This is a genomic window from Planktothrix sp., assembly GCF_046067725.1.
GTDB lineage: Bacteria > Cyanobacteriota > Cyanobacteriia > Cyanobacteriales > Microcoleaceae > Planktothrix.
On sequence record NZ_JBJUDF010000177.1, the window covers coordinates 1 to 24,416 of the forward strand.

Consider the following 24,416-nt stretch of genomic DNA (forward strand, 5'->3'; position numbering starts at 1 on the left):
TCAATTTTCAAGTACATTACTTGATTAAATCATACCTGCTGTAAAACTGTAAAGCCATAGAAACGTTTTGACTTTCTGACCTGAAAAGGTATCTACTGATTTTCTTTCTCTAACATTTAAAGCTCCTGCAAAGGCGGTAAAAACGATGACTCCTGCCCCTAAAAATTGAGCATAATTTAATGTTTCTCCAAATAACCCTTTTGGGGCATTTTGAAATAATGCTCCAAATAAAATTAACCACATTAAGGGTTGAATAATTCCGGCGATTAACGTGGAAGGACGACGTTGAAGTTGAATAAACAACCGACGAGTTAAAGCCAGGGTTTCCTGGGTGAATTCTCCAAATAAATTAAGTTTTTGCTCGGTTGTTTGAGCGGCTGTTGATAATTTAACAGATGAAGTTGAACTACTCATAATGATTGACGGTTTCCAAATCAGTGAGCGTGAATCCAGGTATTTAGATTTTACAAAAATTTCTGAGAACTTGTCCTTAACGCATACTTTTCTTTTTCTCAGCTTTTAAATCTCGATGGCTGGCGGCGTCAATTTCAGCATCTAATAAGGTTCGACCCGTTGCGGCTAAATAAACATCATCTAAACTCGGTCGAGATTGGGCAATGCCAAAAGTAGGTAAACCTGCATCTTTTAACGCTTGTTGAATCGTAAATAAAGCATCACTTTGAGGTTGAACCACTAAATTTAAAGAATTGCCTTGAGCATTATTAATAATAATTTCTTGAACAAAAGGTAAAGGTTGTAATAATGCTTTGGCTTTTTCGGCTTCTTCAACAGGGGAAAATTCTCGAATTCTCAGGGTAATGCGATCGCCTCCCACTTTGTCTTTTAACTGTGAAGGTGTACCCGTTGCAATCACAATTCCTTGATCAATAATTGCCACACGGTCAGCTAAAGCATCCACCTCTTCTAAATAATGACTGGTGATTAAAACCGTTGTGCCATTTTCCCGTAATTGACGCAAGAAATCCCACACCGCCACCCGGCTTTCAATATCTAAGCCAACGGTAGGTTCATCTAATACTAATAAATCCGGTTGATGAAGTAATCCTGATGCTAAATCTAAGCGTTTACGAATTCCCCCGGAATAAGTTCCCGTTTTTAGATCAAGCCAATCTTGTAATCCTAATAAATGGGTCACTTCTTGAATTCGCTCTGCAATTTTAACACGAGGAATATGATAGAGAGCCGCCTGTAATTGTAATAACTCACGTCCGGTTAAGACCTTATCAAGAGCCACTTCCTGAGCGACATACCCTAACCGTTGACGAGCTAATCTGGGTTGGTCAACCACAGAGATACCAGACACTTCTAAACGTCCAGCATCAGGGGTAATTAAGGTACACAACGCTCGCAGGGTTGTGGTTTTTCCGGCGCCATTGGGGCCAAGTAAACCAAAGATTTCTCCCGGTTGAACCTCAAGGGAGACATCTTTAACCGCTTGGACAGAGCCATAGGATTTTTGTAGATTTTGGATCAGAACCGCAGGAATCATAATTTAGGGTGTTGACGGTTAACGGCTTTGCACTGAGCGCGTCGAAGTGTTGACGGTTGGCTGTTAACGGTTTAACAACCTTCTTAACACTTCTCAATATTTTTCTATTTTGACACTTCCTGGGCGTTAAAGGGATGACTGATTTTAGGTTTTAGGTTGACACTCCCACGGGTGAACCGCGTGGGATTGTCCTGTCTAGCCCCGATTGCTCGGTATTCATGGAGTTGCCCCCTACTGTCTCCTATAATCCTAACTTGTATTATTTTTGATTAATAATCAAACGAATTAAATTATTAATGATGCGATCTTCTTCAATCGGCATGATTTCTTTGCCAGAGAGGACTTCTTGAACCATCATAAAATGGATTAATGAACCCACAAAAATACGGGCAGTCGCTTCACAATCCATAATATTCAATTCGGGGTGCTCCTGAAGATATTGAGTCAGAATAATCACCGCAGGTTGAGACAGTTTCTTTAAAAATAATTGAGCTAAATCCGGGCGTTTTCCAGATTCAGCAACAATTAAACGCACAAAACATAAATATTCATGATCCGTGATATTTTCTTTAACAAGACGTTTAGCTAAATCCTGCAAAACTTGTTCAGGTTCACCTTGTAAAGGTTGCGACCAAACAAGATTAAATTTTTCGGTAGCGATGCGTTCAACTAAGGCTGTAAATAGTCCAGCTTTATCAGAAAAATGGCTATAGAGGGTTTGTTTAGACACACCCGCCGACTTCGCTACCTTGTCCATACTGGTACAAGCATAGCCATGTTTCAAAAACTCTGGCATTGCACCATTGAGGATTTGTTCGGCTTTTTCTGTCACCATCGAATATTAGAATTAAGGATAATAAGGTTTGCCAAAATCATACACTGTCTTTCCCTAGAATGGAATAAGTAATAGTTACAACGCTATAGTTGTAATAATTGACAACTGACATGAAACAGCTAGAAGTATTATCCCTGTGCCGAGATCCGGTGTTACCTTTTAATGAAGAAATCTAATTAACTAGGGTAGTTACATAAATTGCGGTTTTGTTCCTGCAATTGTGTGGGGTTTGTGGTCAAATAATTGTAAAGCCACCGACAACTTTGTTGCATCTGGTGATCTAAGTCTAAATTAGCTAAACTCCAGAGAATAATCGTTCCATTATCCTTAGCGATCGCAAGAATTGTGTTATTCCCCGAACTAAAACGAATACTATTAACAAAATCATCCTGTTCTAAAACAATTAAAGGCTGAATTTTTTCACAACTGGATAACTGCCAAAGATGGTCATCAATCTTCCAAAGTCTAACTTTTTTATCATCACTAGCTGTTGCTAAAAGTTTGCCTTCGGGATAATAACTTAAACTTTGTACCCTGGCTGGATGTCGTAATGGACAAGAAGGATCGGGTTTTTTATTGTTTAATTTCCATAGAGTTACTTGATCATGACCCGCAACAGCTAATTGTTGAGAATTATCTAAAAAAGTTAAGGTTGCTACGCTATTTTCTGAAGGCAATTCTGAGGTCGGTTTCCAAAGATTTCCTTGTTTTTTCCACAAAGTAACACCGTCGGTTAAGGGTTGGGTGGTATTCGCGGAAATATGGGCAGATGTGACTAAAGTTTTACCATCAGGACTAAAGCGAACATCCCAAACGGCTTTTTGATGGGGTAAAGTGGTGATCAATTGTCCTTGTTTGTCCCATAATTTTACGGTTTTATCTTCGCTGGCGCTGGCTAAAATTTGACCATCGGGACTAAAAGTAACGGCTTTGATCGCTTCGGTATGACCGGAAAATGATCGTAATAATTCACCCTTGATTCCCCAGAGTCGTAGGATTTTATCTTCGCTGGTGGTTGCGATTTCTTGACCCTTGGGACTAAAAGTAACCCAGTTAACTTTACTGGGATGTTGTAAACTGAAAAATGGTTTGTAGTCCCAGGCTAAAGATTCCTGATGACGCCATAATTTTACGGTTTTATCTTCACTTCCAGTGGCTAAAATTTGACTATCGGGACTAAAACTCAAACCCCAAACCCTTTCTGTATGACCCTGTAACGTTGTGTTTAAAGGATCTCGACTGCGATCCCAAAGTCGGGCGGTGGTATCGGCACTAACGGATACTAAAGTTTGACCATCGGGGCTAAATTCTACACCCCAAATACTATCTCGATGACCAATAAAAGTTTTAAGTAAAACTCCCTTTAAGTTCCAAAGTTTCACCGTTCTATCCCGACTTCCACTGATTAAAAATTGACCATCAGGACTAAAATTAACGCTTAAAATATCATCATTATGCCCTTTTAAGGGAACTTTAATTTCTGCTCCCGTTGCTGTGTTCCAAAGTTTTAGGGTGCGATCGCCACTGGCTGAAACAATTAGTTTACCATCAGGACTAAAATCTAAATCATACACGGGTTGATTATGGGCTTTAATAGTCCGAATTAAAGTTCCATCCTTTGACCAAATTTTGATTTCTCCATCTTTGCTACAACTCACAATCCTTTGATAATCGGGACTTAATTCAGCATCAAAAACTCGATCTTGATGTCCTTTAAATTCCTGAATTAAGGTTCCATCCAATTTCCATAATTTTACGGTTTTATCATTGCTAGAGGTCACTAATTGTTGACCATCAGGAGTAAAAGTAATACTATTAATCACCGCTTGATGTTTCATGGGACGATGGGGAATGGGTTCTCCCGTTTCTGTCCATAATAAAACTTGATTTTGATCAGGATTATCAACACTAGCTGTTCCTGTGGCAATAATCTTACCATTCGGACTATAACGAACGCTTTTAATCGAAGCTTGATGGGGAAATTGATTCGGGGTGGTTAATAATTTCCCATTAATACTCCAAATTTTTAGGGTTTTATCATTGCTGGCGGTGGCAATTCGTTGACCATCGGGACTAAAACTCACGCCTAAAATTGTTCCTTGATGCCCTTCTAAACGATTTTGTTCTTGAATTCCCGAAATCATCTGCATTAACCCTTGAGAAATTTCGGCTTTTGTTGTTTCGGTTGCATTTGTTTTTAAGGTATTCTGACCAATTTGGACTGTCGTTTTTAACACGCCTAATTGATCCTGTTGATCCGCTAATAGTAAAGCATTTTTAGCGGAGGTTAAGGCTTGAATTCGCGCTTTCACTTCATTTTGTGCATTGCTATAAAACATCCCCGCAACGCCGATCACTACTGTTCCCAGAACCAATGCCATTAATCGTTCTAACTGGCGATTTTTTTCTTCAGCATGGTGGCGTTTTTCTTGTTCTTCTGCAAGTTTTTTGCTCATTTGATTTTCCTCAATGAGTTTGGCTTTTTCTCGTTGCAATTTGACGATCGCTTCTTCTTGCTCATTGCGATTCTTTTGGCGAATAAATCCAGCTAAATAATCATGCACCAGTTGATAAAATTCTCCTGTGCCGCTAATATCTCGATAAATTAAGCCGGATTTTTCTAAAATATACAGAATTAAATCTAATCGACTTAAAACCTGCTCTGGATTGAATTTTTGTTTTAACTCTTCAGTTAATTCTGTGCGTGTTTTTAAAGGACGAGTACCATTTTCATCCGTTAAGGCATATAACACTAAACGTGCCATGGCTTGATTTTCCGGGCCACAATCTTGAATGACTTCTTCTACAAATCGTTCAACTAACTTTTGTTTCGGCCCTTGTTGTTGATACGCTTCTAAACTCGTAATATTTTCAGATTGTAGTTGACTTCCCACAACTTGTAATTCAATCGGACGGACTTCTCCGGTATCTCCGGCTAAATCTTGTACTAAGGCTTTAATTAAGCCATCTTCTAAATAAAAATGGGCGCGATCAGTTAAACTTTTGATCACATTATAGGCTTCTGTTTTGCTAAAGTTTCCCAAATAAAACAAAATATCTTTACTTAAAATATCATTATTAATCGCTTCTAAATCAACTTGACGGCTTCCTTCTAGTAAATAGTGTAAATAATCTTCTCGTAAGGAAATAATAATCTTTACAAAAGGTAAATTTAAAACTTCTTTTAAAAAATCAAAAAATAGCTGTTGATAATGGGAAGATTGAACAAAAAATAATTCTTCAAATTGATCAAAAATTAAAACAGTTAATAAATTCTTTTTCCCATTTTCTTTAAGTTTTTCAATAACTTGCGTTAAAATCTCCGCATCATTACGAGAGTCGGGTTGTGTTTCTTCCAAATTCAAATCACTATCTAGTGTTAAAGGATTCCCTGAAGCGGAAGGTTTTAAATTTTCTTGTAGAATTTTTTGTTCTAACTCAATCAGAAAACAATTATAGGTTTTAATAAGAATCGGAATACTAATTCTAGCATCAATAATTTTTCGTTGCAATGCCGGAAATAATCCGGCTTTTAAAATTGAACTTTTTCCCACTCCAGATTGACCATAAATAACCGTTAATTTATTATAATTACTTGCCATGCGTTTTAACAAATTGTTAATCGCTTCTTCCCGTCCTGATGCCGTGATCTCATCGGTAAAGCCGTCAATCATTTGACTGGGATCGACAGTGGAGGTCATCGCTTGTTTACGCGGTTGTAATCGTCCGGCTCCCACAAACGCATTATAACCATAGGCGCTGGATTGATTCCGATATTCTTCTTTAATTTTAAACGCTTCTTGATAATCTCCTAATTCAAAATAAAGACAGTTTAACATTTGCAAAATATACAAATATAACCGAATTACACTGACAGTAATCAGAGTAGTTTTAATGGTTTGAGCGGCAGCTTTTAATTGCTCAATTGCTTCCCCTTTTAACATCTTTTGGTCTAAAGCTTGAGCTAATAACCATAAACAAAAGCTTTTCATCGGAGGAATTAACGGGTTATCGGCATTATTCCGACCCTCTAAAATTAGGATTTCTAAGGCAACATTCGCCAATTCCATCGCGTTGTTCCAATCTTTATCTTTTTTAAGAGTAACAAGAGCGAGAAATCCATAATCTTGAGCCAATTGAATCAGGTAATTTTCTCCTAAATCTTGGTGTAATTTTCGACCTTTTAAAGCCAAGTTTCGTAGATTTTCCCATTCCTCTAAATAAATTAACGATTCTCCAATTTTATTTAAAAATTTAGCGACTAAATCAAGACGTTGAGCGATTTCAAATTGTTCAATACATTTTTGAAAAGCCTCTTTAGCTTGTCTCCATTCCCGTTTTCCATTTCTGTGACGATGTTTTTCTGCTAAATAACACCAACATAAGCCAATATGAAACCAAATTAATCCTTGCCAGAGTTGGGCATTATTGGAATTAGGGGGACTATCAGGAAATGGAGAAATCATGAACTCCTGGGTTCTGAGTTCTGAGTTCTGAGGGGATTGTTGCCAGAATCTTAAGGCTTGTTGATAGTGTTGGAGGGCGAGAGCAATGTGTTTTTGAGAATAAAAATAGCGACCATAAATCCATTTTAATTTAGCTTCCAAAGCTTGATCAACGGTGATTTTTCGTTGTTTCAAATCTTGATAAGCTGCTTGAAGTTCTGTCCCTGATTCTACTCCTAAAATCGTAGAAGTTGGTAAAAATCGTTCTGCACCTAATTGTAAAACGGTTTGAAAAACTAAAGATGCTCTTTCTTCTAAAAAAGTAATTAATTCATCGGAACTCAGCAGGAATTCATAAGTTGTAGCCCAACTGGTAAAATCCGGTGCATTGCGGTTTAATTTTTTCCACAATTTATCATTAATCCAAAGCACGATAGGAAAGGAGAAATTGCGAAAGGCTTCTCGCCCTAAATTAGCAGAATGTAAAACTAAATCAATCGCAACAACAGATTCTAATCCATACACCATTAATGCTGAAGGCTCATTTAATTCTAATTCGGCTTTAATCGAACCATATAAAGTTTGACTGTTAGGAGAAAGGTGAAATTCACTAATGGGAATAGAACATTCCTGTTGAAGTTGGGCAACTATTTTTTCCCGTAAACTTTCATAATTACAGCGCACCAGCAACAATGAAAAACTCCCTTGCATTTTTACCAACGATCTGGCTAGGGTATGAAGTTGCTGATGATTATGGCTGATCGTATCATTGGCGGGATAAAGTGCCATTGTTAAAAATCTCCTTCGAGGACAATGATCAAATCGTTGATCTAAAAAGGGGTTCTTGAATGAAAATTGATAACAGCCCCTTAAAACGGTTCAGAAAGATTGTATTTTTGCTCTGGGAATACCACCCGATTGAGTTTAAATCATTAAAAATAATTGAAATCATCAATAGAAATTTTGACTAAAAAATCAGGCACACTGTGACAATACGGTGTATTAATCCGAGAAATTACGGATAAATTTCAGCACAGGAAGTTGAATAGGATACAGGATATCGATGGACAGCAGGTGCATCCAGGGTCTAGGACTAATCCACCCATTTCACGCAGACGGATAACCTGTTTTTTGATGCCTGCGATAACGTCTAACATAACCCATTATCGTAGCATTCAGAAATTCGTCTGCTCACTTGCGGCCCACTCAACAGGGAGTCCAATTTCGAGTGATCAGGTGGTCTGGATTCAAAGGTCGAAGGTTCGCTGCTCTGATGGGAAAGTGTTGTACTTTCAGGATAAGCAAAACTTGGACTCGCATTCATGACAGTGAGTAATGGTAATGCGATGAGCCAACGGTATTGTTTTCTAGGATAGGTCAACATCATATTCACGTCCTAATTGATTCTAAGTTAGTGATTAATTGCATCATCCGAGGGCAAAAATAAAGGATAGGAGTATTTCAATCTTCAAGAGGGTCATAGGTAAGCAGGATCTTGATCCTAGATTGGGATGGATCAATTTCTTTCCCCCATTTCCTGCTTCTCAATTTTAGAATTGAAGGTTTCTCTATATTTTCTATTATCCCCAATTAACCGACTATTTATTCTGTATCCTGTGACAGTTTAATTTTCAGTGAATTGAATTCTAGGATATCACTGCGGTTAAAGTCGGTTTTAGGGTTGAGGAAGCCTTGTCGTCTGGCTGATAACGGTTAAACGGCGTTGAGGGTCAATCTGCTGCTCCAATCTCTTCGAGGGTTATACGCTTTAAGAACTGACACAAGCCGTCAAGACACATCCCCGTGTCAGGGCGAGTGCCCCTAGGATTTCCCTGTTCCTTGTTCAAATAGCACTATAACTTTCTCAACGTTGTTGCTCTTTGTGCAATTCTAATCAAACGTCGAGGGGAAGTATAACGATTAACGGCAATTCGAGATAAACGATATTGATTAGTATAGCGATTAACCCGGAGAATATTGCCATCATAAACATAGCCAGTTAAATAATAGCGAGGTAAGGATTTTTCAACTCTGCGGTTAATGCTTCCAAAGGGATAGGCAATATGAGCCGCAACCCATTTATTTTTATCTAAATCTTGAGTACAGGTTCTGAGTTCAAGTTTGGCTTGTTCGAGTTCAAATTTTAAATCTTTATCTTTAACTAAGGTTAATTTTTTATGAGTTTGACCATGGGATTGAATATCATAATAACCTCGTTTATAACCATCCCGTAATTCTTCACAACTGACATGGGGTAAAAAATCTTTTAATTTAACTCCCATTAACCCCGGATTGACAAACCAAACAATTTTAACTTTGGTTTGATAGTTCTTTTCTAAATCCTTTAAAATCGGTAAAACGCTTTGATGAACTCCTTCATAACCATCATCAAAGGTGATCATGACAGGTTTCTGTCCTATCCGTTCTTGAGGCATCGGTTGAGATTTTTGGATAAAATAGGTGAATAAATCTTGGCTGGTTAGGAACCAATAATTATTTTTAGCTAAATAGTTGAGGAATGTATATAAATCTTGTTTGAAATAATCATTGTCAAATTGTAACCTGTTTTTGGGGCTTTGCTGAATATTCGCTTCATCAATAATATCGTGTAATCCAAAAATGGGAATTCTGAAACTGGTTGTTGTAGAAGTCCTGGCAATAGCCGGAGAATTAAACACAACAATGACACAGAGTAAGCTGATCAAAAAACTAAGTAAAATCCGATTTTTTCTCAACCATTTCGGTTGAATCCAAGAAATTTTCATGAGTTAATGGATTATCCTTTTCAGCTAACAAGTCGTTAACTTAGTTAATGACGAATCCATTTTAAACAAAATTGTCCCAATATTCCTTTAAATTCTGTGACAGTTTCAGAAGACGAGCAAAGGAAGCGTTGTTTTCCATGATTGTGAAAAATCAACTCTTGACCATCAACAGACAATACAGTTTGATTTACTCGTTCATATTTCTTAATGTTGCAACCGCAGAAGGTGAAATTCGACTCAGGTAACGGAAGATCCAATATTTCATGATCGTATCTAAAATCACGGGGAAAGTAGCGATAAACAAAAAGATAAAGCTACGATTTGCGGCAATTCCCAAGTGGCTAGACAACCCTTCTAATAGAACTTCCCAGCCATGGGGAGAGTGAAACCCGACAAAGATATCGGTGATTAAAATAATAATAAATGCTTTAGCACTATCACTCAAGTCATACATGACCGTATTGAGTAATGATTTTAATGCTGTCAACCCTTGAGGATTGAGAATAATCACCAAAGCAAAGGCAACTAATCCGACAAAATCAGCAAAAAGATTACTAATGGCTTCACTACTTTTATGGTTAAATTGTTGATAAATCTCTTCAGCTTTCTCCTCCATTTTTTTTTCGATTTCTTCCCGTTCAATGGTTGGAGTTTTGTAGAGTAAACTGGTTAATTGCAGTTCTTCTTCATAGGATTTTAACTCATGAAGTGCTTCTTCTTTCATTTCTGGGTTAAGAAATAATGGAACTTCATGGGTTTGTCGATAATGTTCTACTAGGGGAAAAAAGATAAAGTTTTTAGATAATTGTTGTGATAAAAGCGGAATTAAAACAAGCATCAATACAAAGTTAACAGCCGATTTTGTTTTTTTCCGTGAAGCTCGATAGCTATTCATGAGCCGTTCTTCGGAGCTATCATCTAATTCCGTTTGAATTTTCTTAAATGTGCGTCCAATCGAACGGGGTAAAGCACCACTTTTTTTACCGTTCAACACTTCTCCTGAAGCTTCAACTTCCACAAAGTCAAGAGGGGATAAACCTGATGGGTTAGTGGGTTTACCGTTATTAGATCTTTTCACAGATTCAAACTGATATGTATTAGAGGATAAGGATTGATCTGGGGAAACAGAATGAGACTGATATTTATCAACTATCTCATCGATAAATTTTAGTTTTTCAATAAATTCTATATCTCCCGAATGATCTAAATTACGAGTAAGTTTAAATTCGTTAAGTTTAAATTTAATTGTGTTTAAATGCTTTTCAACATCCTTAATAAAACATTCTAAGACGCTGGCTGTATATTGAGGTGCATCTTCTGAAACTTTTTGACCGCCAAAATGCTGATCCTCGATGGTTTTGATGGCTAAAGCTGCTTTATAAGCTTGTTCTAAGGCTCGTTCTGGGGTTTTATGAAGCCATTGGTTACTAGATTTCAACACATTTAAAAATCGAGCACCTAAACTCCCTTTCTGGAATTTGACAATAGAATTACTCATTTTGATTTTGTTATTGAAAACGGGACATAAACATTAGCAATTCACTGATTTTTAGAACGGTGAAAATCCACACCTCTACATTCAATGAATTGTTTCAGAAAATTACCCCTAACCAGTTAGGAAAGATTCTTTTCCTAGTCTGGGTAGTATGATCTTAATCCTAGAATAACCTAAGATTAATTTCAACTGTTTAACCGGGGTGCATCATCGCTAAAGGATCAGGAACAGGAAAGGGTTCTTGACGAAGGAGGACAAACTGGTTTTGATTGACATCATAAGCTAAGATTTTTCCAGTTTCAATTTCATAAACCCAAGCATGAAGGCGGAGTTTTCCCGCGTGTAATCGAGAGCGAATGACCGGATAGGTTTCTAGGTTTTCAATCTGTGTTAAAACATTATTTTGGATGGCAATATTTAACAACTCTTCCTCAGAATAGTCATGATAATTTTCTCGAACTAAACGTCTTGTGGATTCTCCATGATGTTTCAACCAATCATAGACTAACGGCATTTCATCTGATAAACTTTGGAGTTGAAGTAATCCTTTCATACTCCCGCAGTGAGAATGTCCACAAACAATAACTTCCTTAATATTCAAGGCTTGAACTGCATACTCAATTCCTGCACCTTCACTACTATTTAATGTTCCGTGAGGGGGAATAATATTCCCTAAATTACGAATAATAAAAAGTTCTCCGGGTTCAGTTTGAGTCAGTAGGTTGGGATCAATTCGAGAGTCAGAACAAGTGATAAATAAAATCTCAGGAGTTTGACCTTGAGATAGCCGTTCAAATAAGTCTTGATGTGTCTTGAAATAATTTTCTTGAAAATTATTCAGACCGTTAATAATACGTTTGATTGGCATACATTAATCCTCTGATAATTAAATAACTGATAACTTGATTTGAGGTTTTAAAAATAGGTCAATGAATCACCCACTTTGCATCGGTGAGCAAACAAACCCCTCCTACTTTTTGCAGTAAAGGTTTAATTAACTCAATTAGGGTATTGAGTTGTTTTTCATTGGTGCACACGGTCATGATATAGCTGCTGGTGAAATCGCAGTCTAAATCGGAACAGGAAAAACCTCTATCGCCTTTTCCAGAGGTGTTTTGAATCACGGTATAGCCAGAAACTTTTACCTGCTCTAAAATATTCAGTGCATCCTGAATATGAAAGGTATCAATGATAATTTCAACTTTTTTGATATCCTGCATACGAAATTAAAAATTCTAGTGATGAATCCAAGTGGCATCGTTAATTAAACACACGCCTCCCACTCGTTTCAGGAGAGGAGTGATACTGGAAACAATTTGTTCGAGTTGTTTTTCGTTCGTACAAACTGTCATAATATAACTGTTACTGAACACTGATCCTAAATCATCATTAGACAAGCCACGATCGCCTTTTCCAGAGGTGTTTTTAATCACAGTATATCCGGTTACTTTTGCTTCGTCTAATCGTTCCAAAACCTCATTGATTTCTAATGTAGTAATGATGATTTCTACTTTTTTAACCGCTTGCATTCTCTAAACTCCCATGTGTTTGATAATTTCTAAATACAAAGGAATTCCCACAATAATATTGAAGGGAAAGGTAAGAGCAAGTGCCATGGAAACGTAAATGCTAGGATTCGCTTCAGGAACGGTCATTCGCATGGCTGCTGGAACTGCAATATAAGAAGCACTGGCAGACAGAACAGCAAAGAGTAATGTATTACCTTCGCCAAAACCTAAGAGTTTGCCAATAATAATGCCTAAAATTGCATTGGCAACGGGAATACAGACGGAAAAACCAATCAAAAATGATCCGGTTTTCTTGAGTTCTCGAATTCGTTTGGCTGCTACTAATCCCATATCTAATAGGAAAAAGGTTAACACACCATAAAAAATTCCTTGAGTAAATGGTTGTAATTTTTCCCAGCCTTTTTCTCCGGTTAAAAGTCCCACAATGACACTGCCAACTAATAGAAAGACAGAACCATTTAAAAAGGATTCATGGAGAACTTTTCCCCAAGAAAAAGGTTCACTTTCACCGTTTTTTGAGGGAGCAAAAACCCGTACCAACACAATCCCAATAATAATGGCTGGAGATTCCATTAAAGCGAGTGCTGCCACCATGTGTCCGCCATATTCAATATGCAGTTTTTCTAAGAACGAACTAGCGGTAATAAAGGTGACAGCACTAATGGAACCATAGGTGGCTGCAATGGCGGCTGCATTATAAGCATCGAGTTTTAGGCGTAAAATAAAAAAGCTATAGAAAGGCACTACAAGTGCCATGACAATTGCAGCAATGAGTGTCAAGGCAATTTGGGTATTAATCCCACTTTCTGCTAACTCGTAACCCCCTTTAAATCCAATTGCCAATAACAAATACAAGGAGAAAAGTTTTGGCAAGGGTTGAGGAATTTCTAAATCCGATTTGCAGAAAACAGCTAACATCCCCAAAAAGAAAAACAAGACTGGAGGGTTGAGGATATTAAATAAAATTAAGCTTCCATCCATAAATTAGGGTTTGGGTGTAGGTGATGCAAAAAATCTTAATCAAGCTTAAGGAAAATATACTAAGAGAACGGTGAGAAAACTCTAAGAATCTTCTTAAGTTGTTATTCAACACTAAAATATAGAGTAGTGATAGATGCAGCAACCTTTTACTGTTAGCTCTTCGGTTTCGGTCTTCTTAAGAATGAATCGGTAAAAATAAACTAAATTTTGTTCCTTGATTAATTTTGCTATTAACGGTTAATGTTCCACCATGTAAGCGAGAAATTTCTTGGGCGATCGCTAATCCTAAACCTGCCCCTCCAGTCTGACGAGATCTAGCTTCTTCAACGCGATAAAAACGGTCAAATAAATAAGGTAAATGTTTAGCTTCAATTCCTAAACCTGTATCTTTTACGGTGATTTTAATTTGTTGATGCTTTTTTTGAGCTTCTAAGAATACTTGACCTCCTTCGGGGGTATATTTTAGGGCATTATCTAATAAGTTTAAAAACAAATTTGTCAGATAATCAGGATTTCCAATCACCCATAAATCCTCTGCTATTTTTTCAGTTAAATCTATATTTTTAGAGGCGGCTAAAGGTTGCATTTGCTCGATTAAAGCTCCTAATAAATTGGTTAAATCTACAGGTTGTAAAAACGAAGAATGAATCGGTCGTAACTCTAAGCGTGCTAAAAATAGTAACCCATTGGTTAATCGAATCAGACGATCTGCTTCTCGTTCTAAATCTTGTAAAGTATTTTCATACTCTTTAGGACTCCGAAGTCGGCTTAGGGTGACACCAATTCTGCCTTTAATCACGGTTAGAGGAGTGCGTAATTCATGAGCAGCATCGGCGGTAAATCGGCGTTCATGCTCAAAGGCAAATTGCAAGCGATCAAGCATTTGATCAATGGTTTTAGCTAACCGTCCGACTTCATCAGGAGGGCCATTATAATTAATTCGTTGGGTGAAATTATTGGCACTAATAGCTTGGGTTTTACTAATAATTTCATTAATGGGATTTAAGGCACGATTGGCTAAAAACCATCCTCCTAATCCAGCCGTTAATAAAATTAATGGAAATCCTAAGACCATTAAATTAAACAGATGTTTAGAGGCTTCATAAACGGGTTCTAATGATTCTGCTACTTGTAACCATCCTGTATACCCTTCAGAAGTTGGAATCTTTTGGCTATAAACTCGCCAGTTCTTATTCTGAAAGCTTAAATCTAAATATCCATTTTTATTAGGAATTAAGATAGGAATTGCTGAATAGCTACCAAAACCATCCCAAATATGACCTTTTTGATCAATCAATCTCACCGCAATTCCAGCTTGTAAAAATTGTTCGGTCATCTCTTGAGATTCTGGTGTTGTATGAAAAGCCGGATGACCATCTTTATTGATTAAATTGGTTAAGGTTTGTGTGGCTGTCACCTGTAAGGTGGTGTTGAGTTGTCTTAACAAACTATGTTCTAAAACAACATAAAGGTAACTGCTAAAAAGAATTAAGGTGATGGCTAATAGTAAAATATACCAAGCTGTTAGTTGTATCCGAATAGTACGTTTTCCAAAATGTAATGATTTAATCATTTGTTTCCCCTACTTTTAAACAATATCCAACCCCCCGTACTGTTTGTAAAAGTTGTTGTTCAAATCCTCGATCAATTTTACGTCGCACATACCCCACATACACATCGACAATATTAGAATCGCTGTAAAAATCTAAATCCCAAACGTGCTGCAAAATTTGCGTCCGACTTAAAACTTGTTCTCGATGACGCATTAAATATTCTAAAAGTTTAAATTCTAAAGGACTTAATTCGATTAATTTACTTCCTCGTCGGACTTCCCTTTTAACGGTATCCATCGTTAAATCAGCGACTTGCAAAACAGTATCTAATTGTAAGGGAGGGCGGCGTTGTAATGCTCTTAAACGAGCTAAAAGTTCAGAGAAAGCGAAGGGTTTTACTAAATAATCATCTGCACCTCGATCTAAGCCTTGAACTCGATCTTCAACGTGATCTCGTGCGGTTAAGAGTAACACTGGAGTCATAATTTTATGATTGCGAATTTTTCCTAAAAGTTGAAACCCATCCATCCCAGGGAGTAATAGATCTAAAATCATTAAATCATACTCAACTGTTGAAGCGTAATCCCAGCCTTGCTTACCATCGGGAGCTACATCTACTCCATATCCAGCTTCCCGTAACCCTTGACTGATAAACTGTGCAATTCCCGGTTCATCTTCTACCAATAAAACCTGCATTTGTTTGGTCTCCGATTTGATGTGGGTTAATCTAGTTTGATTGTATAAAAGATCAGAACTCTTTGGCAATAATTTAAAAAAATCAAATTTTTTTAAACTTCAAGATTTTGAATACTGGATTTTCCAGTGTTTCCCATCAGGAGAAAATGCTATTTTTTGTAAAACATTTAAAATAGTTTGATGGGCTGCAGTTCTGCCATTGATTAAATTAGGCATGACATTAAAGATAATTTGATCAAAGGTAGCTTATATTCCTTGCCTTAATCTTGGGCTGATTTAACAATAGCATCCCAAAAGGCAGGATTTTGATGGGTAAAAACAATACTCATCCATCGATCAAATTTAAGAACTTTGAACATTTCAGCAATAGAAGCATTCAGTTTGCTAAAATTGAGAAATCAACATTAAACAGGCGATCGCTGTTTCAGCCATCAAACTTTAAATATCAGGAGGTTGAGTATGTTTTGGAAACAAATTTTATTATGGGGAACCGTTTTAGCTTTAGGGTTCGCTGTTCCTGTACCTGTGAAAGCAGAATCCTTAAGTGAACCTATTTTAGAATTATCTCAACAACCCGTTTCTCAACAAAAACGTGAACTCATTAAGGAATTAATTGATCTGACAGGTGGCGAACAAATGTTTCGCAATGTCAGTCAAATTACAACAGTACAAATGCAGCAAGAGTTCAATGGAATTTTACAATCGATTGTTCCTGAATCATCCGGCATTTCCGAGGAAAAGAAACAAGAAATAATTGATAAATTTAATCAAGATATGAATCGGATTGTCACTCAATTCAATCAACGATTAATGGAAAAAATAGATTTTAATCAAATTATGGAAAAGGTTTATTATCCTTTATATGATAAATATTTTAGCGAAGCCGATTTGCAAGCGATGATTGATTTCTATAAAACCCCGACGGGTAAAAAAACCATTAGTGTGATGCCTCAATTAATTGTAGAGTCAATGCAACGACTTTCCCAAATTATTCAACCCGAAGCAGCTAAAATTTTTAAAGAAATCTTTGAACAGGAAATTGAGCGTTTAAATCTTTAATAACCTATTCTCCATTACAACCTCAAGGGGAAAACTCAATTTAGGTCTTAGCCGAGTGTAGATCACAGATGGGAATTCCTGCTCGGATTTGGTTAAAATCATCTCAGGTGTGAGCACAAGAATCACTTAACTCAAGTTGTCTTGGGGTGTCGTTAACTATAAAGTCTCAATTTAAAGCGGTAGACATTTCCCTATTCTTTAGAAAGTCAAAGAATCTATCTACCGAGTAAACTTAGGTGGAATAGCCAGTGAGTCAAAACCTATGAATTCCCGATTTCTGCAATTTGCAACCTTTGGACTATTCGCGGTTGGAACCTTTATCCCTGTCTGGGTTGCCAATGCTAGTCCTTCTCAAACTAGTTCAATTTTACCTGAATCCTTGAGTGATTTAATCCCAAATCAGAATCAAAATTCTGCCTTGATTCTCGCTCAAGATGCTACAGAGGAAGAAACCAATATTCGAGTCTATGAAAAGGCTAGTCCGGCGGTGGTTTCTATTGATACAGAAAAAACCAATGGCAGTGGAACTATTATTAGTTCCGATGGTTTAGTTTTAACTAATGCCCATGTTGTTTCTGATGGTGGCACTGTCACCGTTACCTTAGCTGATGGTCGCAAATTAGAAGCGGATGTCATGGCTTTTGGGGAAGATGGACTTGATTTAGCGGTACTGAAAATTCGCAATGGTCGTAACTTACCCACCATTCCCATTGCGAGTCCTAATTCAGTCAAAGTCGGTCAACGGGCCTTTGCCATTGGTAACCCTTTTGGTCAATTTCAAAATACTTTAACGGTGGGAATTGTGAGCCGCCTCGATAAAGACCGCAATTTAATTCAAACCGATGCCGCCATTAACCCTGGTAATTCCGGTGGCCCCTTACTGAATAGTGCGGGAGAATTAATTGGAGTCAATACAGCCATTTTTACACGGGGTCAGGGGGGCGGTAATATTGGTATTGGTTTTGCGATTTCTGTTGATAAAGTCCCGCCGTTTTTGCAAGCGGTTCGAGATGGACGCGCACCCCGCACTCCACCGCCAGAAACTCCCGCTTTTGAAACAGAGAATGCCAAAAAAATCGAATTAAACGGCCCGGAAGTAACGGATATTTTAAAACAAGGAGATAAAGTTTTACCTGTTGATAATAGCTTTTATCATGTTTATGCCTTTACCGGAAAAGCGGGTCAACAAGTCACTATTGAAATGAATAGTAAAGAAGTTGATTCTTATTTAATTTTGTTAACAGAAGATGGCAGCGAATTAGCTCAAGATGATGATAGTGGGGGGGAAAAAAATGCTAAAATTAGTATTGTTTTACCGACGGATGGAACTTATATCTTATTAGTTAATTCTTATGAAGCGGGAGAATCTGGTTCTTATCGCTTGCGGTTAAAAGCAACAGATATCTCTCCTAATGACCCCACAAAAGGCTTGATTTTAAATCAGGAAGGAGTCTTAGAAAATAAAGATTCTGTTTTAGAATCCGATGGCAGTTTATATGATGAGTACACCTTTGAGGGACAGCAAGGTCAGTCGGTTTGGATTCGTTTAGAAAGTCGAGATTTTGATCCTTATTTAGCTTTATTTGACCCCAAGGGAGAATTAATTGCTGAAAATGATGATGCCAGTCGGTCAGATAAAAACGCAGCTATTCGGGTGACGTTACCTGCAACGGGTCGCTATCGCGTGGTTGTCAATGCTTATGATCAAACAGGTCGAGGTCAATATTTATTAACGGTTCGTTAACCGGGAAATAACAGCAGATTAAGCCGGAAATATCGATGAGGTTATTTATGCAAAAACTGTTACTCTGGACAACAACAATGGGGATATTGGTGTTGACACAAATACCTTTATTGGCGGTTCCTAAAGGTTCTAATTTTGATGTGTTGAATCTCGAAAAATTGATGGTTCAAGCAACACCTTCTCCTGAACTGTCGCCGAGTCCCATACCACAGGTTGAAGAAACCCCCTCCCCGGAAACCTTACCCCCAACCCCTGAACCTTCAACGGAGACAAAAACTCCAGAACCGAGTTCAATGTTATTAAATGAAGCGGGGGTACTGGAAACAGGAGATAAAATTTTATCGTCGGATCAAAGTTTGTATGATGAATACACCTTTAATGGGGAACAAGGTCAACAAGTTACTATTTCCTTAGAAAGTTCTGAATTTGATACTTATCTGGCGGTGTTTACTCCCGATAATGAATTATTACAAGAACATGATGATATTGATCAAAATAATTCCAATTCTCAAATTACAATGACGTTACCAAAAACAGGAACTTACCGGGTAATTGTTAACGCTTATGATAGTAAAGGGAAAGGAAAATATTTGCTCAAAGTTCAGTAAGATTGAGAGACGTGCAAAAGCGCGTCTCTTTTGATTATAAAGCAATACTTTCTAAGAGAACCCATTGACGGTTATCAATAATTAATTGGCTAATTTGTTCAAAGATTTCTCGACAATGATTGACACTTTGTAACGCTAAGGCTTCATTTTTAACATAAACCGTCATTTTCGTTTCATTGACTGTGGATGTGGCGGTATCAAACACCACCTCCACAATCACCAACTCCTGCACAGTGACTTTCCCTAAAGCTTCCCGTGCAATAATGGAGCTTGGGGTTTGATAGGTAATCTCCAGATTACGGGATTCTAGGATATCAATCATCACGGGTCGTAGATCTTCAATCCCAACATTAACAATAAAAAATCCAGTGTAGCGGGCCATATAGAACTCCAGGGGTACAACAAGCCATTTCAATTTTAAAAAAAAATGACGATAAATTTAATTAAGACCTTATCATAATTTAGAGTCCTGTTTAAATGATCAGATGAGGATTCTGGATTTCAGGGGGAGAACATTAGCAAATGCAGGGAAAATTAATTGTTTTTGAAGGGGTTGAAGGGGGAGGAAAAACAACTCAGATGCAGCGAATTCAGGTGTGGTTACAAACGCTGACGAATGCACCTGTAGTCATGACCCGTGAACCCGGAGGCACTCTCTTCGGTCAGGAATTAAGACGTTTATTATTAGAATATCAGGGAGAAGAACCGCTTCAAGATCGAGCAGAATTATTAATGTATGCTGCTGATCGAGCTCAACATATTGAGGGGTTTCTCAAACCGTTATTAGACCAGGGAACGATTATTTTATGCGATCGCTACACAGATTCTACCATCGCCTATCAAGGATATGGTCGAGGTTTAGATTTAAGTTTAATTGATCAATTAAATCAGATTGCCACCAATGGTTTAGAAAGTGATTTAACCTTATGGTTAGATGTTGATGTCGAATTGGGACTGGCGAGAACTCGTGCGAGAGGAAAACTGGATCGCATGGAACAAGCAACCCTAGAATTTCATCAGCGTGTTCAACAAGGGTTTAAACAATTAGCTGAAACCTACCCTGAACGAATTATACCGATTAATGGACGGTTAAATGTTGATGAAGTGACAGAAAAAATTCAATTTATTTTAAAGAATAAATTAATAGAATGGGGATTAATAATTGACTGAAGCTAACACAATGAATGCTTTTTTTGAACGGTTAATTGAACAAAAACCGGCTATCGAATTATTAACACAAGCGATCACTCAAAATCGGATTGCTCCCGCTTATTTATTCGCAGGAGTTGAGGGAATTGGTCGGACGTTAGTGGCAAATTGTTTTATTGAATTCTTATTTTGTCAAACTTCTGACCAAACGGTGAATGAAAAACCGATTCGTTCTCGCATTCAACAAAGAAATCACCCGGATATTTTATGGGTTGAACCCACTTATTTACATCAAGGAAAACGACTATCCGCTAAGGAAGCCACAGAAGCTGGAGTGAAACGCAAAGCACCGCCGCAAATTCGGATTGAACAAATTCGAGAAATGAGTCAATTTTTGAGTCGTCCGCCTTTAGAAGCGTCTCGGTTAATGGTAGTGGTTGAAAATGCAGAATCAATGCCTGAATCTGCCGCAAATGCGTTATTAAAAACCTTAGAAGAACCCGGAAAAGCAACAATTATTTTAATTGCACCCGGAGTTGATTCTTTGTTGCCCACGTTAGTTTCGCGCTGTGCTAAAATCCCTTTTTATCGATTAACTGATGCAGGTATGAAGCAAGTTTTACAACAACAGAATTTTACAGAGATTTTATCCCATTCTGAAATTTTAGCAATGGCACAAGGGAGCCCTGGACAAGCGATCGCCTATTGGCAACAATTACAAACCATTCCAGCAGAATTTTTAAGTAAAGTCAAACAACCTCCCTCTCATTTAAGATCTGCTTTAGAATTAGCGAAAGACATTAGCCAAACCTTAGATAGTGAAGCACAATTGTGGTTAGTTGATTATTTACAACATTGTCATTGGCAACACCAACAAAAAAACGGAATCATGGATGATCAATTTTTGAAGCAGTTAGAAAAAACTCGACAATATTTATTAAGTTATGTACAACCGAGATTAGTGTGGGAATGTACGTTAATGAGTCAATTTTTATCCTAATTTTTATGACTGTAATTCTAGCTGATCAACAATTTAGTTTTCTTCTAAAACCCAGTGGTAATCTTAAATTAGCAAGAGCCTTAAGATTAACAATTGCATTGTGTGTTTCTCTCGCCATTGGACAATTAACAGGTTATTCTGATTGGGGTATTGCTGTTGGGATTGATAGTTTATTTTTTCTTCTCAGTGATGCGGGAGGATTGTATTCAACACGGGCAATTTCTTTGCTTTTTACAATTTTAATGTCTACGGGATTAGTTGCTTTAGCTACTTTTGTTTCAAAGTTTTTAATTATTAAACTTATTCTAACATTTTTTAGCTTATTTTTTGCGGGATATATTGCTTTATATGGGCATCCTGGGGTACTCTCTGGCATTGTGATTGGGTTGTTTACTTTAGTCACCTTATATTTACCGTCTGGAGGGTGGGAAATTGCCAGTGAAAGGGTGATCATTTGCCTGATTGCTGGAGTGTGGACAATGATATTATGTTTAGGAATTTTGCCATTAAATCCCTATCTTTCCTTAAAAAAATCCGTGAGTCAATGTTATAAAGCTATCATAGACTATATTAATCAATCTCAAAATTGTTCTGAAACGGAAGAACTAAAACGAGTTAGTAAACTTAGGGAAACTTTACAAAACGCACGACAAGATTGGGCATTAAACCGTAAATTAAGGTTAGGAAATACTCCTTTAGGAGAAGCTGTTATTATTTTAATTCAGGATGCCGATCATTTAATTACATCTATTGTCACTTTAAGGGAATTAGTTCAACTTCATCAACAGGATGACCAATTTATTACAGTTAGAATTTTAGTGGATGATGCTTTCCATAAAATTGCTTTATTTTGCGAAAATTTAATTAAATTTTTATGGAATCAATCCGTATCTGTTGATAGTTCTAATTTAAAACGCATTATCAGTGCGGTCGCCCAACAAAAACAACTGCAACAAAAAACCATTGGCGATCAAGTTGAAGATTATCCCGCATTAGTGGTTATAGAACAAATCGTTTCTACCTTAGAAACCATTATTCGTCAATTAGATTGTACAGCCAAAACAATCAGTCAAATTAGAAATAAGCAATCCATTAATCACCCGGAAAAAGATAAAATATTATCCGCAGAAACAGAAACTTTATCGCAATTTAGATGGTTTTCTGGGTTAGAACCTTTACGGGATAACTTTACCTTTGATTCTAGTTTTTTTCGGCATGGTTTACGTTTAGGAAGTATGACAACCCTTGGGGTGGCTATTTATTCTCTAACTGAAATTCCCCAAGGTAATTGGTTAACCATCACAATTTTAGTCGTTTTACAGCCTCATTTTGGTGGAACGTTTCAACGTTTTTTTCATCGGATGTTTGGAACCATTTTAGGATCAATTATTACTCCGATCCTTTGGATCATTATTCCTAATTCATTAATTTTAGAAAGTATTAATTTAGCGTCCATTGTTCTTGGATTTTCTTTAGTTCCTTTTCATTATGGTTTAGCTGTATTTTTTATTTCTATTTTTGCTATTGGATTACAAATGATTCAAGATGGAGGAAATTGGGAATATGCAATGGTTCGTTTTCTCTGGACTTGTGTGGGTTCTGCCTTAGCATTTGTTGGTGGATTTATATTGTTTAGATCGAATGAAAAAGAACAGCTTTCTGCTAAATTAATTAAAGCAATTTCAGCCTCTCATGATTACTTCAATACGGTTTTATCTGTTTATTTAGGAACTACACCTAGTGATTTAAACTGGATTCTTAAACAACGACAAAAAACTCGTTTAGCTTATTTTAATGCTCAAGCGGCATTACAACAATTAAGTAGTGATCCCAATACCTCTACTGCGGAAATAGAACCAAGAATGACCTTATTAATTTATTTGCATCAGTTTAGTCGTTCTGTTAGTGTTCTATTCGCGCAATTAGAACAGTTTACGGGAACTGAACCCCCTCCTGAATTAGCGACTTTTGTTGAACAAGTCAATCAATTTTTTTCAGCCTTAATTCCAGCCATTTCAACCCAAACTTTACCCCCACCTTTTCCTAACTTTGAATCCTCTATCCAAGCTATCAAAAGCCATTTACACAGCTTACAAGCAACTCGCTTACAGGAATTTGCGATGCAAAAAAACGATACCCCTACTCGTCAAATTTTAAAGGATTATACAATTTTAGGAATTGAACTAAATCAAATGCTTGATTCTCTCAACTCCATTCATGCAACGGTTGGTCGTTTAGTTTAATAGATATAGCAGGGAACAGCAAATAGCAGATAGAAAAAAGGGGTTAGCCATCCGACAATTATTTGTAGCCAACATTGAAGGATGGAATATAATTTTATTGAAAAACCCCTCAAAGAGAGAGGGGTTTAAAATGCTAAAGCATGACGTTATTAATGTTTTGATTTGAAATTATTGCAGCCATTCTAATACGGCTTCTTCTTTGGTATTTGTATGACGTTCAGGGGTTTCACGAACGAACTTGAGGTGAACAGAACGGGTTTGTTCTCCATCGGCGGCAACGGCGAAAATCGGGAAGTCGAGTAAACCGTCTTGGAAGGACATCTGTAACCGGAATGTACCATCGGGATTGAGTTTGATGGGACGTCCGCCAATGGTTAAGTTAGCATCGGGTTCGGTCGCACCATAGATAATCAGTTCAGCATCGGCGACTAACCAGAACTGGCGGGGACGTACAGGTGGCATTGAAGCACCCATCCCAATACCGGACATTCCCATACCAGACATTGTATAGCCTAATCCTGCACCGGACATACTCATTCCAACACCAGACATGGTTTGTCCGACTCCAGATTGAGTATAGCCAACTCCAGATTGAGTGTAACCGACACCCGATTGAGTATAGCCGACACCCGATTGAGTATAGCCAACTCCAGATTGAGTGTAACCAACTCCAGATTGAGTATAGCCAACACCCGATTGAGTATAACCCATACCGACACCGGACATTCCGATACCCGAAGTGGTGTAACCGACACCGGAAGTGGTGTAGGTATGTCCGGTGCAGGCTTGGGTTACACCACTTCC

Annotated in this window: 18 protein-coding genes and 2 pseudogenes; 6 read left to right on the forward strand and 14 right to left on the reverse strand. The window is 37.5% G+C overall.

The window, feature by feature from the left end:
• Positions 1-114: 114 nt before the first annotated feature.
• The 12 genes and pseudogenes from ACKPEB_RS10720 to ACKPEB_RS10775 all read right to left on the reverse strand — a co-directional run.
• Positions 115-414: pseudogene (locus ACKPEB_RS10720) on the reverse strand (ABC transporter permease); the annotation flags it as partial.
• 76 nt (positions 415-490) lie between these two features.
• Positions 491-1,510, reverse strand: coding sequence for an ABC transporter ATP-binding protein (locus ACKPEB_RS10725; RefSeq protein ID WP_408964874.1), 1,020 nt, complete (start codon positions 1,508-1,510; stop codon positions 491-493).
• A 259-nt stretch (positions 1,511-1,769) separates the two neighbouring features.
• Complete coding sequence (locus ACKPEB_RS10730; RefSeq protein ID WP_408964875.1) at positions 1,770-2,345, reverse strand: TetR/AcrR family transcriptional regulator; 576 nt, start codon at positions 2,343-2,345, stop codon at positions 1,770-1,772.
• Positions 2,346-2,521: 176 nt separating this feature from the next.
• Positions 2,522-7,579 carry a hypothetical protein gene (locus tag ACKPEB_RS10735; protein WP_408964876.1) on the reverse strand — a complete coding sequence of 1,686 codons (5,058 nt, stop codon included), beginning with the start codon at positions 7,577-7,579 and terminating at the stop codon, positions 2,522-2,524.
• A 1,064-nt stretch (positions 7,580-8,643) separates the two neighbouring features.
• Positions 8,644-9,555 carry a polysaccharide deacetylase family protein gene (locus ACKPEB_RS10740; RefSeq protein WP_408964879.1) on the reverse strand — a complete coding sequence of 304 codons (912 nt, stop codon included), beginning with the start codon at positions 9,553-9,555 and terminating at the stop codon, positions 8,644-8,646.
• A gap of 187 nt (positions 9,556-9,742) precedes the next feature.
• Complete coding sequence (locus ACKPEB_RS10745) at positions 9,743-11,053, reverse strand: proton extrusion protein PcxA (RefSeq protein ID WP_408964880.1); 1,311 nt, start codon at positions 11,051-11,053, stop codon at positions 9,743-9,745.
• A gap of 190 nt (positions 11,054-11,243) precedes the next feature.
• Positions 11,244-11,918, reverse strand: coding sequence for a carbonic anhydrase (locus tag ACKPEB_RS10750; protein ID WP_408964881.1), 675 nt, complete (start codon positions 11,916-11,918; stop codon positions 11,244-11,246).
• Between the two features lie 58 nt (positions 11,919-11,976).
• Complete coding sequence (locus ACKPEB_RS10755; protein ID WP_408964882.1) at positions 11,977-12,270, reverse strand: P-II family nitrogen regulator; 294 nt, start codon at positions 12,268-12,270, stop codon at positions 11,977-11,979.
• Between the two features lie 15 nt (positions 12,271-12,285).
• Positions 12,286-12,579, reverse strand: coding sequence for a P-II family nitrogen regulator (locus ACKPEB_RS10760; RefSeq protein ID WP_408964883.1), 294 nt, complete (start codon positions 12,577-12,579; stop codon positions 12,286-12,288).
• A gap of 3 nt (positions 12,580-12,582) precedes the next feature.
• The gene (locus ACKPEB_RS10765) at positions 12,583-13,560 is read right to left on the reverse strand and encodes a sodium-dependent bicarbonate transport family permease (protein WP_408964884.1); all 978 of its coding nucleotides are present in this window, start codon (positions 13,558-13,560) and stop codon (positions 12,583-12,585) included.
• 175 nt (positions 13,561-13,735) lie between these two features.
• Complete coding sequence (locus ACKPEB_RS10770; protein ID WP_408964885.1) at positions 13,736-15,133, reverse strand: ATP-binding protein; 1,398 nt, start codon at positions 15,131-15,133, stop codon at positions 13,736-13,738.
• On the reverse strand, positions 15,126-15,809 hold the full coding sequence (locus ACKPEB_RS10775; RefSeq protein ID WP_408964886.1) for a response regulator: 684 nt from the start codon (positions 15,807-15,809) through the stop codon (positions 15,126-15,128). Before ACKPEB_RS10775 ends, ACKPEB_RS10770 begins: the two co-directional genes overlap by 8 nt.
• 459 nt (positions 15,810-16,268) lie before the next feature.
• Between ACKPEB_RS10775 and ACKPEB_RS10780 the strand changes: the two genes are divergently transcribed.
• The 3 genes from ACKPEB_RS10780 to ACKPEB_RS10790 all read left to right on the forward strand — a co-directional run bounded on the left by ACKPEB_RS10780 (position 16,269) and on the right by ACKPEB_RS10790 (position 19,220).
• Entirely contained in the window at positions 16,269-16,868 is a 600-nt protein-coding gene (locus ACKPEB_RS10780; RefSeq protein WP_408964888.1) for a DUF2059 domain-containing protein, read from the forward strand.
• 262 nt (positions 16,869-17,130) lie between these two features.
• Entirely contained in the window at positions 17,131-18,612 is a 1,482-nt protein-coding gene (locus ACKPEB_RS10785; protein ID WP_408964889.1) for a DVUA0089 family protein, read from the forward strand.
• A 47-nt stretch (positions 18,613-18,659) separates the two neighbouring features.
• On the forward strand, positions 18,660-19,220 hold the full coding sequence (locus ACKPEB_RS10790; RefSeq protein ID WP_408964890.1) for a PPC domain-containing protein: 561 nt from the start codon (positions 18,660-18,662) through the stop codon (positions 19,218-19,220).
• Positions 19,221-19,254: 34 nt separating this feature from the next.
• On the opposite strand, the gene ACKPEB_RS10795 is transcribed toward ACKPEB_RS10790, so the two are convergent.
• Positions 19,255-19,602, reverse strand: coding sequence for a hypothetical protein (locus tag ACKPEB_RS10795; protein WP_408964891.1), 348 nt, complete (start codon positions 19,600-19,602; stop codon positions 19,255-19,257).
• A gap of 140 nt (positions 19,603-19,742) precedes the next feature.
• On the opposite strand from ACKPEB_RS10795, the gene tmk reads away from it, so the two are divergent.
• From tmk to ACKPEB_RS10810, 3 genes are read left to right on the forward strand one after another with little or no spacing between them, the layout of a single operon-like run.
• Positions 19,743-20,390, forward strand: a complete 648-nt coding sequence (tmk, locus tag ACKPEB_RS10800) for a dTMP kinase (protein ID WP_408964892.1) — start codon at positions 19,743-19,745, stop codon at positions 20,388-20,390.
• Between the two features lie 10 nt (positions 20,391-20,400).
• Positions 20,401-21,369, forward strand: a complete 969-nt coding sequence (gene holB, locus ACKPEB_RS10805; protein WP_408964893.1) for a DNA polymerase III subunit delta' — start codon at positions 20,401-20,403, stop codon at positions 21,367-21,369.
• Positions 21,370-21,374: 5 nt separating this feature from the next.
• Positions 21,375-23,612 (forward strand): FUSC family protein, encoded by a 2,238-nt coding sequence (locus ACKPEB_RS10810; protein ID WP_408964894.1) that lies wholly within the window; start codon positions 21,375-21,377, stop codon positions 23,610-23,612.
• Between the two features lie 168 nt (positions 23,613-23,780).
• Here the strand turns inward: ACKPEB_RS10810 and ACKPEB_RS10815 are convergent.
• Positions 23,781-24,416: pseudogene (locus ACKPEB_RS10815) on the reverse strand (hypothetical protein); the annotation flags it as partial.

What these genes read in the sequence shown, in the direction of transcription:
- ACKPEB_RS10725 (WP_408964874.1), bottom strand. Translation starts at nt 1,510, where the DNA reads ATGATTCCTGCGGTTCTGATCCAAAATCTACAAAAATCCTATGGCTCT.
- ACKPEB_RS10730 (WP_408964875.1), bottom strand. Translation starts at nt 2,345, where the DNA reads ATGGTGACAGAAAAAGCCGAACAAATCCTCAATGGTGCAATGCCAGAG.
- ACKPEB_RS10735 (WP_408964876.1), bottom strand. Translation starts at nt 7,579, where the DNA reads ATGGCACTTTATCCCGCCAATGATACGATCAGCCATAATCATCAGCAA.
- ACKPEB_RS10740 (WP_408964879.1), bottom strand. Translation starts at nt 9,555, where the DNA reads ATGAAAATTTCTTGGATTCAACCGAAATGGTTGAGAAAAAATCGGATT.
- ACKPEB_RS10745 (WP_408964880.1), bottom strand. Translation starts at nt 11,053, where the DNA reads ATGAGTAATTCTATTGTCAAATTCCAGAAAGGGAGTTTAGGTGCTCGA.
- ACKPEB_RS10750 (WP_408964881.1), bottom strand. Translation starts at nt 11,918, where the DNA reads ATGCCAATCAAACGTATTATTAACGGTCTGAATAATTTTCAAGAAAAT.
- ACKPEB_RS10755 (WP_408964882.1), bottom strand. Translation starts at nt 12,270, where the DNA reads ATGCAGGATATCAAAAAAGTTGAAATTATCATTGATACCTTTCATATT.
- ACKPEB_RS10760 (WP_408964883.1), bottom strand. Translation starts at nt 12,579, where the DNA reads ATGCAAGCGGTTAAAAAAGTAGAAATCATCATTACTACATTAGAAATC.
- ACKPEB_RS10765 (WP_408964884.1), bottom strand. Translation starts at nt 13,560, where the DNA reads ATGGATGGAAGCTTAATTTTATTTAATATCCTCAACCCTCCAGTCTTG.
- ACKPEB_RS10770 (WP_408964885.1), bottom strand. Translation starts at nt 15,133, where the DNA reads ATGATTAAATCATTACATTTTGGAAAACGTACTATTCGGATACAACTA.
- ACKPEB_RS10775 (WP_408964886.1), bottom strand. Translation starts at nt 15,809, where the DNA reads ATGCAGGTTTTATTGGTAGAAGATGAACCGGGAATTGCACAGTTTATC.
- ACKPEB_RS10780 (WP_408964888.1), top strand. Translation starts at nt 16,269, where the DNA reads ATGTTTTGGAAACAAATTTTATTATGGGGAACCGTTTTAGCTTTAGGG.
- ACKPEB_RS10785 (WP_408964889.1), top strand. Translation starts at nt 17,131, where the DNA reads ATGAATTCCCGATTTCTGCAATTTGCAACCTTTGGACTATTCGCGGTT.
- ACKPEB_RS10790 (WP_408964890.1), top strand. Translation starts at nt 18,660, where the DNA reads ATGCAAAAACTGTTACTCTGGACAACAACAATGGGGATATTGGTGTTG.
- ACKPEB_RS10795 (WP_408964891.1), bottom strand. Translation starts at nt 19,602, where the DNA reads ATGGCCCGCTACACTGGATTTTTTATTGTTAATGTTGGGATTGAAGAT.
- tmk (WP_408964892.1), top strand. Translation starts at nt 19,743, where the DNA reads ATGCAGGGAAAATTAATTGTTTTTGAAGGGGTTGAAGGGGGAGGAAAA.
- holB (WP_408964893.1), top strand. Translation starts at nt 20,401, where the DNA reads ATGAATGCTTTTTTTGAACGGTTAATTGAACAAAAACCGGCTATCGAA.
- ACKPEB_RS10810 (WP_408964894.1), top strand. Translation starts at nt 21,375, where the DNA reads ATGACTGTAATTCTAGCTGATCAACAATTTAGTTTTCTTCTAAAACCC.